The organism is Metamycoplasma buccale (genome assembly GCF_046774455.1).
In the GTDB taxonomy this organism is placed as follows: domain Bacteria; phylum Bacillota_I; class Bacilli_A; order Mycoplasmatales; family Metamycoplasmataceae; genus Metamycoplasma; species Metamycoplasma buccale.
In genome coordinates this window covers 12,061-33,019 of the sequence record NZ_CP177249.1, presented here as the reverse complement: position 1 = coordinate 33,019, position 20,959 = coordinate 12,061, and the positions used below count along the sequence as shown (strand labels likewise).

Here is a 20,959-nt window from a genome sequence, read left to right as displayed (position 1 = left end):
AATATTAATGACTTCATTACAACCTTCAAGAATTAAGAATCGAAAGTCGAAAGTTAATAGATGATTAACAGTAAGAGATGTTTATGAACTTATTGCAATTGTAGCAATAGGATTCTTTTTAGCATTTTTTATTTCAAAATTATTAAATGTTTGAAGTTATTTATGATTAGTTTTGTGAATTAGTTTCATTTTGATAGGAGTTATTCTGATTTTGCCATCAAGAAAGAATAACTGCAAAATATATGTTTTGTTATGAAGGATGTTTTTGTTTTGAATCCTGCCAAAAAATTATGGGAAGAAAGCCAAAAGAGATGCAACTGATTTAAATCCTTATGATTCTTTAGTAGCGTTAGGAGTTATTAAAAATAAAAAGTCGAGTTCGCATTTGTTTGGCGCGAATGTAAATAGTAATTATTTTTCAGTTTTCAAATTGAGGGGTCTAAACATTTGACAAGAAGATATTGAAACTCAAGAAGCTTTTATTGATAATTTTGCTAATGCTTTAGCTAATGTAGAAACTAAAATATCTTTTGTAAAAATGCAAGAAAAAGCAGACTTTACAATTAATTTAAAATATATTGAAAATATTAAAAATAATACACTACATAATGAAAAATTATGAAGTAGTTATTATGAAGAAAATATTAAAGATTTTAAGAAGTTAGATTCTAATGAACTTACTGATAATTATTATTTGATTATAAACGCTATTAACTTAAATTCTTTAGATAGCTATATTCAAACTATTGAAGAGAAATTTAGTGATTGTAATATTTTATTAGAAATATTAGATGATTTTAATTTATTAAAGTTTGTAGCAAAACTAAATTTATTTGAGAATGCAACTGATGAACAAATTAAAGAATTTTTGAAAGACTATGAGTATGGCACAAGTGGTTCATTAGATAAATTATTTGCTTATGAAAATGTTAATTTTAAAAATGATTATTTTAATTTAAATAACAAGTTCTATCGTATTTTATGTATTAATAAGCTACCATATCAACTTAATGAAAAATGAATAAAAGAAATTTTCAATTCAAATGGAATGGTAGTTTGAAATAACTACAATATTCCTGATGCTTTGGTTAATAAGCATTTGGATAAATCAATGTTAGCATCAATTGATAGTTCATCCATTGATAGGTCAGTAACAAGTCAGGTTGCAGGTTCTATTGATGAACAGGCAACAATGGATATGATTTATCAAATCCATAAAGACGGTCAAAAATTATTTAGTACTAACATTTACATTTTAAATGAAGCAGATAGTTTAAAGGATTTAAATTATCAAACTAAGAGTACTAGAAATATAGTTTCTAAAGCTTCAATTAGCTTAAATAATTTAAGGTATCGACAATTCTTTGCTTTAATGGATTTTTGTAATTTTCCTTTTTCAAAATTGGAAAATGAAAACTATTGGATTAGTTCATATAATCTAGCTATTGGTTGACCTTTTGAAACTGATGCTTTGAATGATAATAATAATTTACTTTTAGGTAAATCAGAAATAACACAATATCCAATTACTTTTAAATTATTTAAATTAGGTGATGGTAATCGAACTAATTTTAATATGTTTATTTTAGGGACTTCAGGTAAAGGTAAGACTACTTTCACTAAGAAGATGCTTACTTCTTTATTAGCAGCTAATAATAAAGTTGTGGTTATTGATCCACAAGCAGAATATTTAGATTTAGCTAATACTTTAGATGGACAAATTATTGATTTAGGTAGTGGTAGGGGAACAATTATTAATCCTTTACAAATTAGAAATAGTTTAAAAGATGGTGATAGCAATAATATGGAAACTATTATTAATAACCATTTAAGTTGATTAGAAGAATTTTTTCATTTACTTATTAGTTTTGAAAATAGTGAATGAATTTTATTTCAAAATATTTTAAAAGACTTTTATAAAGCTAAAGAAGCTTTTAAATTAAATGATCTTAATGATTGAACTAATAATAAATGACCAACAATAAGCAATTTGATTAGTTTTATGAAAAAGTATGATACTAATCGATTTAATGATTCTAAAAGGAAAAAAGTTATTTTGGATGACTTAATAGAAAAACTTTCATTTTTATTTAAGGATAATGGAAAGTTTCAAAGTTTATTTAATGGACATACTAATATTGAACTTAAAAATGATTTTATTGTTTTTAATACTTCAAATTTGGTTACAAATAAAGACACTAGAGCTGCTAAATTAGGTACTTTGTGCTTATTGAATTTTATTAATGATATAGTTTATGCTAACGCGTTAGCAAATGAAAAAAAGAGACTTAAGTATTTAGAAGAACATAGGCAAAGTTTAATTGATGCTAAAGAACTTGAAGCTTTAGCCACTTATTGTGCTTTAGTTATTGATGAAGCACATTTATATGTTGATAAGAATAATCCTGCCATTTTAAGAGCTATGAGGGAAAATACCAAAACTTTTAGAAAGTTTTATGCAGGTAATATTTTTACTACACAAAATCCAAATGATTTTTCAGGCGAAGATGCTACTAAGATTATTGAAAATTGTCAATATTCAATGTTTTTTGGTCTTAAGGATCAAGATATAGAAGCAACTAAGAATTTATTTAAGAATTCTAACCAGCTGCTTAAAAGTGAAACTAGATATTTGGTTTCTGCTCGATATGGTAAATGTTTATTTAACATCACTTCAAATCAGAGAATTAGATTAGATATTTACTATAACAATTTAGAAAAGCAGATGTTTTTCAAATATAAGTAGGCAATACTGCGCATGTATGCGTATATTATAGGTGCATGTATGCGTAGTATTGCAAAAAACTAATAAGTATCAAATTCTAATATTGTGCATATATGCGAGCATTATGCGCGCATATATGCGGGATATTAGTAATTAATTAAGAATAAGGGAGATTAAATTATGGTGGATATAGATAAGGATAAAGAAACTCAAGAAGCTAAAGGTTTAGAAAAACAAAACGAAAAGCTTGTTGAAGAAAATAAAGATGAATTTATTAATCTTGCTGATGACAATAAAGAAGAAGCTTCAGAAGAAGCAGATGAACTTAGTGAAGAAAATATTAAAGAAACTATAGCTAAAGATAAACATCTTGCTTTGAAACGTCGAAGAAGAGCAGTTAAACAATTAGAAAAGCAGATTAGTATTTTGCAAAAAACTAAACAGCAATTAGCTAGAGAAACAGAAATAAGATTTTCAGGACGACTTAGTGGCAAAGATGCTGGAGCTTGAATTAGATGGACTGAAGAATTAGCTAAGCAAAATAAAAGTGTTTATGGTGAAGTTAATCAAGCTGTTAAGGAAAGAATTTATGGTCAGTTAGAAAAACATTTAATGCATTCGTTTCAATTCGATTTATTTTGAACTTTTAATAAGGGAACTCATGCTGCTTTAGGACCACTTTATGGTAAATTTAGACAACTATTTTTTAAAGAGTCTGTGGAACTAAAAATTATTAATATGAAATTAAACATGATTATTAATGCTTTATTTTTAGATAATCCAAAACTTGCAAATGAAACTAATGAGCCAAGTGCTAAGTATTTAAGAGAAATGAAATATTTTATAGATCGAAGAGAAGATTCAGAAATTTTTAATGATAAATTAACTAAGAAATTTAATAAGAGATTTGCTCAAAGCCAAAAGACATATGAGGAGTTTATTAGAACTATGACTGATAGCGAGTTTAATGAAGCTTTAAATGAAATAAATAATTCATCTAATTTTGCTAAAAATACAAGTGAATATTATGAAGAAATTGATAATGAATTTAAAAATACTAAAGATGATAGTTTTGTTATTTTAGATGAAGATTTAGGAGATAAATAATGATTAAAGCTAAAAGAATATTATTAACTTCATCTGCTTTAATAGGCTCAGGAATAAGTGTTATTCCACTTTTTTTAGTTTCTGCTACTACATATAAGAAAGTTTATGAAACTAATAAAACATATGAAATTATAAAAAATGAAATAGATATAAAAAACTTGTTTAGTAATCTTTCATATAACAAAACAATTGAAAATGCTAAAGCATGAGAATATAACACCCGCTTTGGGAATTTTCAAAACAAGGGATTTGCTGATAGGTTTAATTCAGATGATTTTAGACACCAATTAAATAGTTCAAATTTTAATCATTTTAAAAATTTAGATAATTACAATAACACAACAAACTGAATAACTCTTGAATATGATAATTCACAACCGCTTGGATTACAGCAAGAGTCAACATATAATGCAAAAATAACTGATGATAAATTGTTTTATGATTATCAAGAAGATAGAGAAGATTGTGATCCAAGAGATCCATATCACTGTTATCCTATTATTGAACCAGGTTGAGATAGAATAACTTTATCTCCTTTAGAATATAGGTTTAATTATTTGCTTAAGAATGAATTTAAGAGTCTAGTGCAAAAATATACCAAAAGTAATAATGATATTGAATATAAATTAATTGACGGTAATTTTGATTTTGGCTCTTTAGAAAACTTTAACATCAAATATGGTAGAACTAAAAAAATTCAAAATCAAGATTTATACCAAGAAGCTTGAGTTAAAGCAACTGAAAAATTGAGAGTTAATTTTAAATTAAAGAAATGAAATAATATTAATGTTGATGATGTAGCTAAACTTATTAGTAAATTTGCTAATAGTTTAGATATTAATCACTATGCTCATTTTTTAGAAAAGTTAAATTTAAAGGAAAATAAGCCTTTAACAATAGCTTCAGATACAATGGGAAATTTAAAATCTTCTTGCGATAGTGTTTATGCAGAACATGGAGGAAAATCTAATTTAGAAAAGCTAAAAGAAATGTTAAATACTTTAGAACAAACTATTAGTTTTAATAACTTTGAAGCAACAATTAGCTATGTACCATATGTTAATGATGATGCTACATCTTTTAATTTGAACTATAAATTAAAGAAGCTTACTTATAACGGTCAAGATATCACTAATGAATTCAAAGCAAAAATTAAACAAGAAGTGGAAAATCATAAGTATGAATTTTCAAATAATATGGTTCCTAATGATAAAAAAGAAATGATGAGAACTATTTATAATATGTTCTCAAAACTTTTTAATGAGGGTATTTCATTAATAGAAAATATTCCAACAGTTTTAGAACCTACTAATATTTATTTCAATTATGGTGAAGGTAACTTTAAGAATAGATTAAACATTAGACCAGGTAATGTTTTAAAAGAACAAAATCTTTATGATATTAATAAACCTAATAGTACTTTTAGATTGGATAATCAGTATGAAAAGGACGTTCCTTTAAGGATATCTGACCCAAGAGATGCAACAAGCGATGCTGGTTGAGGTGGTAAATGATTAATTAATAGCCCGGGCTATGTAACATTTAGTGCTAATTTAGATGAAACAGAAGTATTAATGATTAATAAGCAGAGAGTTGATGTTATTAATAGAGTCTTTGCTTATGATTTAAAAGATTTAAGGTCTTCTGCTTCAGATGAAGAAAAAGTGGCTTTTGATGAAAAAGATAAAAACAAACCTCAAAATGAACTTAATGATGAAAATAGTCATCATAAAAATGAATATGTTATTGAAATTCTTAAGTATAAAAATGGTTCTAATAATACAGGTGAGCCTATTGGTAAATATAAGATAGTTTATGTTATTAATACCCAATCGACAAGACAAAACTTTAAATGATATGCTTGAGATCCAGCTAATAATCCTAATCAGAAAGAACTTATTACTGAATTTGAAGAAAAAGATGGCAAACAAGTATTAGATCCTAAAACAGGACTACCAAAAGTTAATCCTAAATACGATCCAGCAATTGACCAAAATACTGGAACTAAAAAACAAATAGTTTGGTTCCCAGCAAATAGCTTGAATGATGAAATTATGAAAAAGCTAAGATTTGTTTATCCAAATTTAAATTGGTTAAATGATTTTGGCATTTTCGCTGAAGCTTCAGTTTTAGGTAAAGGCGCTTTAAGAAATATTTTTAAAGATAAAAACTTATCCGATGATGATATAAGCTATTTTAAAGTCAAACTTTACAATGCTAAAGGTGAATGGGTTAAAAAAGAAGATTCTAAGATTATTCCTTTATCGACTAAAAATGGTGGTAGTCAAAATGCTTATATGTCAGAGGAAGGCTTATGACTTATAGGAGCTACAAGTAAGAAAGGTATTAGTAATGTTCGATTAGTGCTAATATCAAAAGATAATAAACCACAGAATTATTTTTATGATGAAATTAAGAATAAATTTGACGAAAAAAATATTTCTTTACAAAAAAGATTTGAAATTTTTTGGAATTCTGCTTTAGGCAAACATTTTATGTTGCAACTTATCAATAATGAAAACTTAACTGAAGAAGAGGTTTGAAAGCTTTCATATGAAGAAGTTTGAAACTATTATCAAAATTGACTTTTAAAGTCCTGAGCTGATAAAAATAATAAAGATATTATTGATGAAGCAAAAGATATTTTTAACGATTATTTATGAAAACAAACTCCTAATTTAAATGGTAGAACTAAAAAACAATTAGCAGATATTAAAAGAATTGTTCAAGAATATATTGATTATTCGATTAAAGATAATCCTAAATTAAAAGGGTTAGTCCAAAATCAAGACTGATATATTGAAGAATGGAAAAATAAAGCTTTAGAAGAAGAATGATTTAATAAATTAGCTACTGTTTCAATTTATGGTTCAGATGAAAATAAAACTTATGAGGGAATAGCTTTAACTTTTAGAGGTAAAGGTAAATATCTACTTTCAACTAAAAAAATATATTTTAAAAATGAAGCTTGACATATTTATGATCCAGCAATTGATTTAGAAACTTTAGATATTGCTAAAGAATTTACTTTGAATATTTCAAAGCAAATGTTTTGAGCAAAATATAAAACAGGCGAACAAATTGATGCTGATTTTAGAAAGTATTTAAAAGCTGAAGTTATTAGACTAATTAAAGAAGAATTAGCTAAATATAATAAAACTCATATTGGTCAAGAAATCGAATTGGATAAAGATATCAAAATAGCCAATTTAGAAGAAGTTATTACTCAGTTAATGAGAGGTAAGTCTTTAACTAAGGGCGCCAATTTAGTTTTAAAAGGTATTAATGCCAATTTATTAAATTTAAAAACTATTAACTTTAAAAATGTTGGTGATGGTGGTAAGTTTAATCTTAAAAACTTAACTTATTTACTTTTAAATAAAGATAATGTTATTAGTGAAACCAAGTATGAAAATATTAAAAAGTTTATTATTGCTTTAGTTAAGGAAATGGCTGATAAATTATCTTTAGAAGCTAATACTAACTATAAGATTTATGCTTTAAATATTAAAGCTTATTGATTTGAGCTTATCATGAAATATAATGATGAGAAGCTTTTAAAAGATAAAGATCTTAAGAAAGCTATTGATGAAGGCTTAGAATTTCTAAAAAACTATAAAACCATTGAAATTGATGGTAAGAAAATTGACATTGAATTTGAACCTAAGGATCCATCGATTAGAGCACAGCTAGAAAACTATAAAAATTTTTTATTAAATGAGATTGAGCGAGACATTATTAACCATAAATTAAATATTAATGTCTTTTATAAAATGATTATTATTATGCCTAATCAGGATACTGAAGGCTTTGCTCATAGCTATATTATCAATAAAGTTAATAAAGATTATGACCCTTCAAAAGATCCTGAATGAAAAGATCCTGATGATCCAAAGCATCCTGATGATATTAATCCTAATACTGAAGATGAAAAACAAACTAATAAAATAGTTAATAGATGATGGTTTATTCTATTAATGATAGTTGGTGGTATTGGAGCTATTATTGGCCTTGTCTTTTTAATTAGATTCTTATCAAGAAAATATGCTTGGACATATGGTAAAAAAATTAAAAAGGTTAATAAAAACTCAAAATGATATAAGTTTAAAGAAAAAATTAAGAGTATCTTTAGCAGAAAGAAAAATAAGTCTAAAAATACTATAAAACAAAAGAATAAAGTAAATAATGATACTTTAGCTAAAGAAACTCATGAAACTCCTTTAGATAATAATAAAACAGAGTAATTTGTAAAAATAGTAAATTTATTTAATATTTTTTAAAATATCTAAGTACTATATGGTATTATTTAAACATAAGGCCAAGGGAAATCCAGGGCCGTAAGAAAGAAAAAGAGGGGTAAGCATATTTCCCTCTTTTTGATTTCAAAAAAATGATTAGTTTATAATTTTTGGTATGAGTAAAATTAAATTTTCAAATAAAAATAAATCAATTAATTTTGATTACAGAGGAAATCTATATTTTAAGATGGGAATACATCCAGTAGTTATCTTCTATGTGGGAAATAAAGTATGATATTTAAATGCCAGAAGCTATATTAAGAATGATATAAAACGAACTCAACAGTCTGGTGAAATTCATATCTCATATGGTTCTAATTCATCTTTAGATGATAGTTATGTTGATTTAAGAAATGTCCAAATAATGGATAGAAATGAGTTTGAAAAACTATATGATCCAAAGGTTGTAAAATTAGCTTTTGAAGCTTTACCTTTAGAGCAAGCTGAAAAACTTTATTCGAAGTTATATGAAAGAGCTCAGAGTGGCAATTTAACTATTCAAAATGTTTATATTAATAAAGAAACTGGCTATCCATATAACGAAATTGTTTATAGCCACTGACCCAATGATAAACTATCTAAGATTGCATTAAAACATGCTAATTTAGATAGTAATTCTTCTATAGCAAAAGAAGCTTTGAAAACGTTAAATAATAAGTTAGAGGATATAGTTAATCTTTTACAAGAACAACAAGCTTTTGAAGTTTTTAATAATAGTTATGATTCTGGTGAATTTTTTAAAAATTTAGCTGAAGAGACGTATATGCAACAGCAGGAAAACATCGAAGAACCAGATCCTCCAAAAATGAAACTATAGTATTAGACTGCTAGCTAAAAGCTAGTAGTTTTTATTTTAAAAATTTAAAATATTAGTACTATGAAATTAACATTTATGGTTAATGGCCAAGAATTTAAGATAAATGAACATTCGATTGCTAAAGATATTATTATGTTTTGAAACTTACAAGAAAAGGACTTTAGAGAAAGAGAAAGGCTAATAAATCCAGAATTTAGCAGCTGGATAGTTAATCAAAAAAAGACTAGAATTTTGATTTGAAATGGTGAAAAATTTAACTATAACATTACTAGATATTTAGACAAAAAAACTGGTGAGAAAATAACCTATCATCCTAATGAAAATATTCGAAAAAATGGCCTTAAAAGATACTATTTTGAACAAGTATTAGAAGCATATAAAACTCACAATTTAAGAAGAAGAAATGACAACCAAAATGAAGCTAAAAAATCAATGATTCCATATGATGTTTTAAGCTATTGAATTAAGAGCAAAACTATAGATTTTGAAGCTTCTTTAAATGAGATAAATATTGATAAAAAGCATGATAAATTTTGCCAAATTGAAATGGATGATGCCTATATTAAAATGAGTCAAAATCATTATAAAAATGAGATGATGATTAGAATGGTTGGACTTCATACAAAACTAAAAAATAAGCTATTAGTTTTCCAATTTAACAATGTAAATCAATATAAAGAAAATGCTCAAAGTAAGCTTGAAAATTTAGCTAAAATAGCTACAGAAATTAAGCAAAAAATATATAGTGATTTGCCTTTAAATTTATCAGGAGATGGAGCCAAAATAATTACTAATTTTGCTATTAAAATTAAAGCTCGGAGACATTTTGATAAGTACCATTTTATGGCTGAAGTATTCAAAAATTTAGGCTATTCGAAGACAATAAATAAAATTAATAAATTAAATTATGAACCCTATATTGGTAATCCATTTATGATTTTTAAAAGCTTGTGGAAAGCAAAAAGGTATGATGAAATTGGGGATTTTTTAGAACAATGTTTGGAAATTTTAGGAATTGCTAAAGCTAAAAAAGAGACTAAAAAAAGTTTAAAAAGACTAATTAAATTATGAAAAAATAATCAAAAATCTATTATTAAAAGCTATGAAAATTGTGAGTATTTTGGTGGTAATGCTGAGACTTTTATTGGTCATTATTTAAAGCAAAATATTAAAATTAAGTTTGCTAATTTGTCCTTTGAAAGTATAAAAAGAAGGATATTATTTACCATTCCTAATGATGTAAATGTTATTTTTTGCTAGGGCAGAAAATATTTTTTTACTCTTTTAAAAAAATGTAGTTTTGGTTAAAATGTTCTAAAAAAGTAGTCATTACCCGCATTTTTGAAAGCCTAAAAAATTTAATTTTACTATACAAAGTATAGTAATAATATAGACTGCTTTCATTTTTGAAAGCAAATTAAGCAAAAAGGTGATTTTTTGAAAGCGCTTTTGACCATTATATCTTTTTTACTTTGTAAAAAAGCAAGATAAAAAACGCCACTTTGGCAAAAAGTTTTAGGTGTTGTCTTATCTTGGCTAATCAAGCCGCGTGCGCGCACGCAAAAGGTGAAGTGTAAGTAGTGTGGTGCACTAGGAGCATAAAAAGATAAAAACACACATTTAATGCGTTTTAGTGATAAAATAAGATTGAACAGTAAATCTCCTGATTTAAGCTGACCCCCCAGAATTTCAACGCTTCCAAAATAATAAAAAAAAAGAGCATTAATTGCTCTTTATTTTTTTATATTAAAGTTTCTAAAGCAATTTCAAACATATCTGTAAATTTTTGTTCTCTTGTTTTAGAGTCAGTATAATCACCTTTTGGTAATGAATCAGAAATTTGTAATATAGTTGCTGCCCTTTTGTTATTTCTTTTAGCACAAGCAAACAAAGCAAAACTTTCAGCTTCAACAACATCTGATTTTGTCACTTTAATTGTATCTTCTAGTGATCTTATACTATAAAAAACATCAGTTGAGTTTGTACTACATACATAATATTTTTTATTAAGTTTTTTTGCACTATTAATTAATTTATTCATTAATTCTTTTGAGGGAAAATACTCATTTTGATTTTCATTTAATGTTAATTTAGAAATGCTATCATTGTCACTATATGCTCTATTTACTATAATTACATCCATAACATTTAATTTATCTGAATATGCTCCAGCACTTCCACATCTAATAATGTTATTTACTCCATATTCACTATACAATTCTTGAGCATATGTTCCAATTGAAAACATTCCCATTCCACTTCCAGCAATAGTTACTTTTTTATTCTTATATTCACCAGTAAAAAATAAAGCATTTCTTACTGAACTTACTAGTTTAACATTTTTTAAATATTTTTCTGCCATAAATTTAGCTCTTAATGAATCGCCTGGCATTAAAACAGTTTCTGCTATTTCTCCTATTTTTGCCTCGATATGTGGTGTTGCCATATTTCTCCTTTTATATATTTATTATTAATAATAATCAATATTTTAATTATTTTTTGAAACTATAAAAATAATAAATTTTTAAGTTTTTATAAAAAGATAAAAAATTAGCACTCTTTTTGTTAAAGTGCTAAAAAAAGTGATAAAATGTTATCTATAAATGTAAAAAATCATTTAAAAAACAATTATATTTACATATATAAATTAAGGAGAACAATATGGCAAAAGAAGTTATTTTAGGAATTGACTTAGGAACAACCAACTCAGTTGTGTCAATTTTAGAAAATGGTAAACCTAAAGTATTAGAAAACCCAAATGGAAAAAGAACAACTCCATCAGTAGTTGCATTTAAAAATGGTGAAACCATTGTTGGTGAAGTTGCCAAAAGACAATTAGAAACTAATCCAGATAGTATTGCTTCTATTAAAAGATTAATGGGAACAAGTCAAGTAGTTAAAGCTAATAATAAAGAATATAAACCTGAAGAAATTAGTGCAATGATTCTTTCTTATATGAAAGAATATGCTGAAAAGAAAATTGGACATCCGGTAAAAAAAGCAGTTATTACAGTTCCAGCATATTTTGATAATTCACAACGTGAAGCTACAAAAAATGCTGGTGTTATTGCAGGGTTAGATGTAGTAAGAATTATTAATGAACCTACTGCTGCAGCATTAGCTTTTGGAGTAGATAAAAATAAAGATAAAAACCATAAAATTTTAGTATTTGACCTTGGTGGGGGAACATTTGACGTTTCTGTTCTTGAAATGGAAAATGGAACTTTTGAAGTTCTTTCAACATCAGGTGACAATCATTTAGGTGGAGATGATTGAGATAATGAAATTGTTAAATGAATGGTTAGTCAAATTAAAACTAAATATTCATATGACCCAAGTCAAGACAAAATGGCAATGGCTAGATTAAAAGAAGAAGCTGAAAGAGCAAAAATTACCCTTTCAGAAAGCATGGTTGCTAATATTTCACTTCCATTTTTAGCAATGAGTGCTAATGGTCCTATTAATGTTGAACTTGAATTAAAAAGATCAGAATTTGAATCAATGACTGATTCATTATTACAAAGAACCAAAAAACCTTTAATTGATGCTTTAAAAGAAGCTAAATTAGAATTTAAAGATTTAGACGAAATCCTTTTGGTTGGTGGTTCTACAAGAATGCCAGCTGTTCAAAAGTTAGTTGAAGAAACTACAAGCAAAAAATTAAATAACTCTATTAACCCTGATGAAGTAGTTAGTGTTGGAGCAGCAATTCAAGGAGCTATTTTAGCCGGTGACATTCAAGATGTTTTATTATTAGATGTTACTCCATTAACATTAGGTATTGTAGTTGAAGGTAATATAGTAGCTCCTTTAATTCCAAGAAATACAACTATCCCTGTAACAAAAAGTCAAATTTTTTCAACTGCAGAAGATAATCAAACAGCCGTAACTATTGTTATTACTCAAGGTGAAAGACAATTAGCTGCTGATAATAAAATATTAGGGCAATTTAATCTTGAAGGAATAGACCCTGCACCTAGAGGAGTTCCTCAAATTGAAGTAAGTTTTTCAATTGATGTCAATGGTATTACTAAAGTTACAGCTAAAGATAAGAAAACTAATAAAGAACAAACAATTACTATTCAAAATACTTCAAAATTGTCTGAAGAAGAAGTTCAAAAAATGGTTAAAGAAGCAGAAGATAATCGTGAAGCTGACAAGAAAAAACGTCATGAAATCGAAATATCAGTTCGTGCTGAACAAACTATTAACCAATTAGATAAAACTTTACAAAGTGAAGAAGCTAAAAAACTTCCTGATAATCAAAAACAAGAACTTGAAAATGAACTTAAATCATTTAAAGAATTATTAGATAAAAAAGATTTTGAAGCATTAGAAAAGAAATTAAATGAGTTTGATCAAAAAATGGCTCAGGCTATGGAAATTCTTAAAAAACAAGGTATGAATCCCGATGATTTAAATAAGGGTAACAACGAAAACAAACAATAATTTTATACAAAAAATATGGCTGATTATGGGTCATATTTTTGTTATTTTGTTACCTTTTTACTTAAAAAACCGTCTTTTGCAATGTATTTTTTATATTTTTTCCCTATTTTTTTTATAAAAGAAACTTTTTATGTTAAACTTCTTGAACTTTTTCGCAAAATTTGAAAAAGTAACAATAGAAGGGAATTTTATGACAAAAAAACAAACCAAAAAATTTTGATTTACTATGTTGAACACTTCAGCATTTTTATCAACTCCATTAGTTGCATTAGCTTGTAAAAAAACATCTGACGATGAAAATAAGGCTAATCTACAAAAAGCACTTGATAATTTAAATATTGAGCCTAAAAAAGAAAAAAATGGCACAATAAAACAAGTTCCTCAAACTGCTTATGATTTTTTAAAAAGTCTTGAAAAAGAGTCCTTAACATTAAAAAATAGGAAACTTTTAGAATACTATGATGTTACTTACAATAAAGATTCTGAAAAAGTATTAAATAATGCAAAAGTTACTTTTAAAACTAAACTTTCAAAAGACTTACAACAATTAAAATTAACTGTTGAAATTTTATATACTAAAAAAGATGGTAAAACTGAGACTCTTAGAAAAGAGTTTGTTTTAAAAAATTTTGTTAAAGATGATACTAATGAAAAATTCGAAAAATTTAGTAAAAATCTATCCTTAACATTAAAAAATAATATTGATAAATCAGAAATTTTACCAAGTGATCTTCTTAATAAAGATCTTTCACAAATCTTTCAATTTTCTAAACCTCTTGGCGATTATAAAGTTGAACTTAGAGCAATTCCTAATGATAAAAATGGTCAAGTAAAACTAGTTGCAACATTTTATATTAATGGTAGAAAATTATCTAAAACTATTGAAGCGGACTTTTCTGATTTTAAAAAAGAGTCATTAGATAAAGTAGTTGACATTGTGGCCAAACAAAAATCTGATTTAAAACTTGCCGAATTAAAATCATATTTAGATGATTTTAATGCTTCAAAAACTAATGAAGAAAAAGAAAAAGTTTTAAAAAGACTTTTTGATTTAATTAAGCCAGAAAAGGTTAATGTTACTTATACAAGAGTAGAAATATTAGGAACAAAATTTAAATTTTTCTATAAATATAGTAAAGAAATTATTGTAGGCACAAAAGATAATCCTTATAAAAAAGAAATTATAGAATCTAATGAAAAATTTATTGAATCTGATTTTAAAAAAATTATTGAAAAATATCAATCAATAGTAGATAAATTTAATGAATATAAAAAAGGTTTAAAACTTCAATGAAAGCAAAATTTTGATAGAACCAAAATTTTAAGTAGTGAAATTAAAAAAGATTTAATAGGTGTAGATAAGAAAAATTTGGAATATGAAATTATTTGAAAATTTATATTCGATGATGTAAATGGAAAATTAATTGCCAAGGCATATTTTAAACATATTAAAGAAGATTTAATAGTTGGTGAAGCAACCTTTAGAGAATCGGGTTTTAAAAAAGCAGAAGTTAAAAAAAACCTTCCATCATTAACATTTATGCCTAGTGGTTATACTCAAAATAAATTAATAAATTTACAAAAAGATCTTATTAATCCTTTATTGCAGGATAAAAATTTAAAAAAATATTTCGATATTAAAGGTTTAATAAATGGATACAATGTAGAAATTGTAAGTATGCAAATAATACGCGATAAGGATGGCCGTATCAAATTAAGCTTAGAATACAAAATATATAAAGAAGCCTTAGCAGGAACTGAAGAAAATCCAAATAAAAAACAAAGAGTTTATTCTCAACTTCAAAAAGTTGAACTAGATTTGACAGACATTATTAAAAAGAATGCTGAAGAGGCTATTGATGAAATAGCAAATGGAATTAATTTAAAAAATGATGTAGATAAAGTTAAAAAAATTCCTAGCGAAATTGTTAAAGAAAATTTTGAGGAAACAAAAAGTGTTGAAAATTACGATGTTAAATATACTCTAATACCAAATGATAAAACTGGTGAATTAACATTAAAAATGGAATTTACTTTTAAAGATTTACCTACTGTTAAAAAGACTATTACAAAAACCTTTATAGGTTTTAAAAAGAATTTTCCTGAAGGTAGAGTTTCGTTAACTAGAAATGAAAAATCAGATATTCTTAATTTAAAGGGATTTGAAAATTGAACCCACCAACAATTAACTACTAATTTGGCAAAAATTGGTACTTTAAAGTCTGAGACTAAAGATAATATTCACTGAGTTAGTTCAAAAATTAATGGTACTAAAGTTACTCTAACATATAAATTATTTAGAGAGGTAATTGTTGGAAGGAATTCAGATGGAAGTTTTAAAAAAGAAAAAGTTTTTACTAATGAAATGATAATTGAACTTGATTTTGAAGACATTTTGAAAAAAAATCAAAAAGAATATGAGCCACTAAAAAAAGAAATTAAAGAAACAATTTCAATTTTGCACTCTTTAGTTATACCTGAAAATGGAATATATAGTCTTATGAAAACTAAAAAAGAATCAGCATTGAAGGCTTTAGAAGATGCTTTAAAATCATATAGTTTAGATGAAGTGAAAAAAACCTTAAAAACATATAATAAATCATTTGCTGAAAAACTAGATAAGGAAGTTAAGAAAGCTCATTCAGAAGTAAGAGAAGTTCTTGATGCTGCTACAAAATTAAAAGAAAAAATTGACAATTGAACTTCTTTGTATGATCAAATTACATTCCCTAATTGAGATGTTAAAGATCCTTCTAAAACTAATGGATACTTAGGAAAAGAAATGGATGAATTGCGTAAAAAATCTCAAAATATCAAATCAAATATTTTGGATCATCCTGAGGCTGATGCAACATTCTTACGTTCATTTTTAAATCAATATACAAGAGAATATAATGATATTGAAAGTAAATTATTATCTTCTTTTAGAAGCCAACTAGCTTATAAAACAAGTTTCTTATTTAGTAGACTTAAAGAAATAGATACTAAAAATAAAAAAGAAGCAACAGAATTAAAAGCAAAATATATGTCAGAAACTTTGGATAAATGAGACAAAGTTAAAGATGAAAAGAAAAAAATTGATTTTGAGATAGTTTCAGAAATTATTAATTGATGAAAAGAAAGCGTTCTTGATAAAAATCAATCCGGAGATAAAGAATCTTATAAATTTGTTAATGAAGTCAAGAAATTACTTGAAAAATAAAATATTTTAAAACCCTGATGAATCCAGGGTTTTAATTTAAATTAAAATGTATGTTCTGTAATATTTAAACTATCAACAACAATAAATTTATTACCTTTTTTAATGTTGAAACGTATTAGTGCTTTTCTACCATTATTATGGTCTTCTTTGATTAACTTTCTTATCTCAAAGGAATGATTTTCACAAAAAATTCCTGACGTTATACCAAAATTTCTAATTAACTTATCATCACTTACTATTCCGGCGATATAAGCATTAGGACGATATTTAGCAATTTCTTTTAATAACCCACCTGTATGGCTTAAAACTACTGCAAACTTGAAATTCCCATCTTTTAGTTTTTTAGCAACTTCATAAGCTATTATTAAACGTGAGTTACTATCTTTTGCTATTGCTTCTAATTGTTTTTCATAAAATAATTCAGTGTAATATTCTTTTTCAGCTCTTTGAGCAATGTTGGCCATAGTTTTTACTGCTTCTATTGGATAAAGTCCACTAGCGCTTTCTCCAGATAACATAGTAGCATCGGCACCAAGTTCAACAGCATAATAAACATCAGTAACTTCTGCTCTTGTTGGTAATGGACTCTTTTCCATCGAATCTAACATTTGAGTAGCGACAATGACTTCTTTTCCAGCCATTTTACATTTTCTAATTATCTTCTTTTGATAGTAAGGAACATCATAATATGGAATTTCTAGTCCTAAATCCCCCCTAGCCACCATAATTGAATCACTAGCAGCTATTATTTCATCAATGTTTTCAATTCCCCTTTTTGATTCAATTTTTGAACATATTTGAATATTTTCCCCACCATTATCTTTCAAAAGTTGTCTAATTTCATTAACATTTTTAGCTGAATTAATAAAAGAAGCCGCAATATAATCAACACCAAATTTTATTCCTCAAATAATATCTTCTTTGTCTTTCTCTGACATAAAAGGAAGAGAAAAGTTAATTCCAGGAATATTTATTCTTTTATTAGTTTTTAATGTGTGCTCATTTAAAGTTTTTACAATAATTTCATATGGTTTAATTTCTTGAACAATTGTTACTAATTTACCATCGTCAATTAGAACTTTATCATTAATATGTAAATCTTTATCCATTCGATATGATACTGTAATTGTGTTTTCATCTCCAATTAAATTTTTATATGATTTTTCATCAGTTTTAATCTTTAATAAAGTATTTTTTTGAATTTTGCAAGCATCGTTTTTCATTTTACCAATTCTTATTTCCGGACCTTTTGTATCAAGTAATAATGAAACAGGTATATCAAGCTCTTTTGATATTTTTCTTGCTAAAGTATAAACTTGTTTATGCGATTCTTCAGTTCCATGAGAAAAATTAACTCTAACTGTTGAAACCCCTGCTTCAATAAGTTGTTTTAAAGTTTCGTAATTGTTAGAAGATGGTCCAATAGTAGCCACTATTTTTGTTCTTTGTTCATTAAATTTCATAATTCTCCAATCATTTTAAAAAATAGCATCTTTATGAATTAAAATAAGCTGCAAGTAAATCTTATTAAAAGGCTTGTAGTTTAAATTGCTATATAATTAAATTATATTAAAATCACTTTATTTATTGAGAGGAAAATAATGCCAAAATTTAATCGAATATTTTTTATTGTCACTGATGGTTTAGGAATTGGTAAAGAACCTAGACAAGATGAATTTGGTGATACTGGCGCAAATAGTTTTTTACATGCTTCTGAAGTATTGCCACTAAATATTCCTACTTGAACAAAATTAGGAATTACTGAAATAGCAAAAATGGCAGGACATGTCCAAAAAAATAAACACCCTCTTGCTTACATGGGAAAAATTTTTGAAATGTCTAATGGCAAAGACACTTTAACAGGACATTGAGAAATGATGGGCGTATATACAAAAGTTCCTAACCCGCAATTTATAGAAAAAGGTTTTCCGGATGAATTAATAAAAGAACTTTCTAAAGCATTTGATGGCAGAAAAATAATAGGAAATCGGCATGAATCTGGAACAGTTATTTTAGAAGAACTTGGTCATCAAACTATTGAAAAAGGCGATATTATTGTTTATACTTCTCCTGACTCTACTTTACAAATTTGTGGTGATGAGAAAACCTTAGGTGTTGAAAAATTAACGGAATATGCTAAAAAAGCAAGAGCAATTTGTTCATCAAAACCTGAATGAAATGTAGCTAGAGTTATATCACGACCTTTTGTTTTTGAAAATGGTAAATTTATTAGAACTTTTAACCGTCATGACTTTGCAAATAAACCGACTAGTCATATTATTTTAGAAGATTTACAAACTAAAGGTGTTGAGGTAATAGGTGTAGGTAAAATTAATGACATTTTTTGTGGTGTTGGAATAAATACAGTTTATGGGCCAGCATCTGATGATGAAAATATGGATATTGCTATTGATATTGCTACTTCAAATTCAAAAAATCAATTTATTTTTGTTAACTTAGTTGAATTTGATAGTCATTTTGGTCATAGAAGAAATGCTATAGGTTATAGTGAAAATATTTCTCGTTTAGATATTAAGTTAACAAAATTAATTAATTCTTTAAAGGACGATGATTTATTAATTATGACTTCTGATCACGGTAATGATCCTACATATAAAGGAACAGATCATACAAGAGAAGCATTACCATTAACTATTTATTCAAAATCATTTAAAAATCCAAAAGTTTTAGGTAATTTAAAAGGTTTGGGAACAGCAGGAAATATTGTTGCAAGAAATTGAGATGTACCATTAGTTTGCACTGGTGAGGATATTTTTGATAAATTAATTTAATTATTATATAAATTAAATTTAATAAAACCTAGTAATTGTTTTAAGACTTTATTTAGGGTTTTATTTTTACATTTATAATATTTACGTTTATAAATAATATGGAGATTTAAATAAATGAAACAATTAGAAAAAATTACTCCTCAAAAAGAAGATTTTGCTAAATGATATACAGATGTTATTAAAAATGGTGATTTAATGGCATATGGAGCTACAAAAGGTTCAATTATCTTTAAACCTTTATCATTTGGAATATGAGACAATATTCGTTACAATATGGATAAAGAGTTTAAAAAAAATAACATAAAAAATGTCTATTTACCACTTTTAATTCCAGAAAGTTTACTACAAAAAGAAAAGGATCATTTAGCAGGTTTTAATCCTGAACTTGCTACTGTTACTGAAGTTGGTGGAAAAAAATTAAGTGAAAAATATTTTATTAGACCAACTAGCGAAGTATTGTTTGCTGACCTTTTTAAAAATGAAATAGAATCACATAATGATTTACCTATCTTATATAATCAATGAGTTAATGTTTTAAGATGAGAAAAAACTACTAATCCTTTTTTAAGAACTAGAGAATTTTTATGACAAGAAGGTCATACAATGCATGCTAATTCTTTAGAAGCTAAAGACTTAACTTATAGTATGCTTAATGTATATAAAAATTTTGTTGAAGCTTATCTAGCAATTCCAGTTTTATCTGGTAATAAAACAGAACATGAAAAATTCTCAGGTGCTGATTTTACTTTAACAATTGAAGCAATGATGAAAGATGGTAAGGCCTTACAATCAGGGACAAGTCATTATTTAGGTCAAAATTTTACAAAAGCTTTTGGAATTACTTTTAAAAATAAAAATAATGAAGAAGAATTCGCTTATGGTATTAGTTTTGGTATTTCAACTAGATTGTTAGGTGCTCTTATTATGACTCATGGTGATGATAGAGGAATAATTATTCCTCCTAAAATAGCTCCTATACAAATAGATATTTTAGAAATACTAGCAAATAAAGATAAACATGTTCATGAAGTCGCTTTAGAGATTTTTAATAAATTAAGCAAAAAATTTTCTGTTTCACTTGACTCTAGTGAAAAAATGCCGGGATTCAAGGCTGCTAATAGTGAAATTCATGGAACGCCACTAAGAATTGAAATAGGACCAAAAGATACTTTAAAACAACAGGTAATTTTAGTTAGAAGAGATACTTTAGAAAAAATAATTTGTCCTTTATCTTCTTTAGAAAAAACAGTTAAAAAACTTCTTATTGAAATTCAAAATTATCTTTATTTAACGGCAAAAGATAGATTATTAAATAATTTCATTGAAGTAACAAACTATGAAGAATTTAAAAATGCTATTCAAAATGGAAAATGAGTAATAGCTCCTTTTGAAGGAACTGAAGAAGATGAAGTGAAAATAAAAGAAGAAACTGGAGCATCAACTAGATGTATTCCATTTAAATCACCAATTACTATAAAAAGTAAAAATTGTTTTTATACTGGTAAAAAATCAAATAGAATTGTTGTATTTGCAAGAGCATATTAGTGTAAAATTTTATAACAATATATT

11 protein-coding genes are annotated in these 20,959 nt (G+C 26.1%); 9 read left to right on the top strand and 2 right to left on the bottom strand.

Annotated elements, in window-relative coordinates:
* Window positions 1-7: 7 nt before the first annotated feature.
* The 5 genes from ACLFP3_RS00130 to ACLFP3_RS00110 all read left to right on the top strand — a co-directional run bounded on the left by ACLFP3_RS00130 (window position 8) and on the right by ACLFP3_RS00110 (window position 10,207).
* The gene (locus ACLFP3_RS00130) at window positions 8-2,746 is read left to right on the top strand and encodes an Mbov_0397 family ICE element conjugal transfer ATPase (protein ID WP_412031577.1); all 2,739 of its coding nucleotides are present in this window, start codon (window positions 8-10) and stop codon (window positions 2,744-2,746) included.
* Between the two features lie 159 nt (window positions 2,747-2,905).
* Window positions 2,906-3,832: an Mbov_0398 family ICE element protein gene (locus tag ACLFP3_RS00125; protein ID WP_412031576.1), complete on the top strand. Its 927-nt coding sequence runs from the start codon at window positions 2,906-2,908 to the stop codon at window positions 3,830-3,832.
* Entirely contained in the window at window positions 3,832-8,076 is a 4,245-nt protein-coding gene (locus ACLFP3_RS00120; protein WP_412031575.1) for an Mbov_0399 family ICE element protein, read from the top strand. Before ACLFP3_RS00125 ends, ACLFP3_RS00120 begins: the two co-directional genes overlap by 1 nt.
* Before the next feature lie 169 nt (window positions 8,077-8,245).
* Entirely contained in the window at window positions 8,246-8,947 is a 702-nt protein-coding gene (locus tag ACLFP3_RS00115) for an Mbov_0400 family ICE element protein (RefSeq protein ID WP_412031574.1), read from the top strand.
* A gap of 60 nt (window positions 8,948-9,007) precedes the next feature.
* The gene (locus tag ACLFP3_RS00110; RefSeq protein WP_412031573.1) at window positions 9,008-10,207 is read left to right on the top strand and encodes an Mbov_0401 family ICE element transposase-like protein; all 1,200 of its coding nucleotides are present in this window, start codon (window positions 9,008-9,010) and stop codon (window positions 10,205-10,207) included.
* 481 nt (window positions 10,208-10,688) lie between these two features.
* Here ACLFP3_RS00110 and ACLFP3_RS00105 read toward each other — a convergent pair whose 3' ends face one another.
* The gene (locus ACLFP3_RS00105) at window positions 10,689-11,393 is read right to left on the bottom strand and encodes a purine-nucleoside phosphorylase (RefSeq protein ID WP_412031572.1); all 705 of its coding nucleotides are present in this window, start codon (window positions 11,391-11,393) and stop codon (window positions 10,689-10,691) included.
* A gap of 215 nt (window positions 11,394-11,608) precedes the next feature.
* Here ACLFP3_RS00105 and dnaK point away from each other — a divergent pair, with 215 nt between their 5' ends.
* Together dnaK and ACLFP3_RS00095 are read left to right on the top strand one after the other, a co-directional pair.
* Entirely contained in the window at window positions 11,609-13,396 is a 1,788-nt protein-coding gene (dnaK, locus tag ACLFP3_RS00100) for a molecular chaperone DnaK (RefSeq protein WP_412031571.1), read from the top strand.
* A 190-nt stretch (window positions 13,397-13,586) separates the two neighbouring features.
* Entirely contained in the window at window positions 13,587-16,598 is a 3,012-nt protein-coding gene (locus ACLFP3_RS00095) for a lipoprotein 17-related variable surface protein (RefSeq protein WP_412031570.1), read from the top strand.
* Window positions 16,599-16,639: 41 nt separating this feature from the next.
* Here ACLFP3_RS00095 and pyk read toward each other — a convergent pair whose 3' ends face one another.
* Complete coding sequence (pyk, locus tag ACLFP3_RS00090) at window positions 16,640-18,061, bottom strand: pyruvate kinase (protein ID WP_412031569.1); 1,422 nt, start codon at window positions 18,059-18,061, stop codon at window positions 16,640-16,642.
* 138 nt (window positions 18,062-18,199) lie between these two features.
* Between pyk and ACLFP3_RS00085 the strand changes: the two genes are divergently transcribed.
* A complete protein-coding gene (locus tag ACLFP3_RS00085; protein WP_412031568.1) occupies window positions 18,200-19,390 on the top strand; it encodes a phosphopentomutase in 1,191 nt (396 codons plus the stop codon).
* Window positions 19,391-19,504: 114 nt separating this feature from the next.
* Window positions 19,505-20,935: a proline--tRNA ligase gene (gene proS, locus ACLFP3_RS00080; protein WP_412031567.1), complete on the top strand. Its 1,431-nt coding sequence runs from the start codon at window positions 19,505-19,507 to the stop codon at window positions 20,933-20,935.
* Window positions 20,936-20,959: the final 24 nt, after the last annotated feature.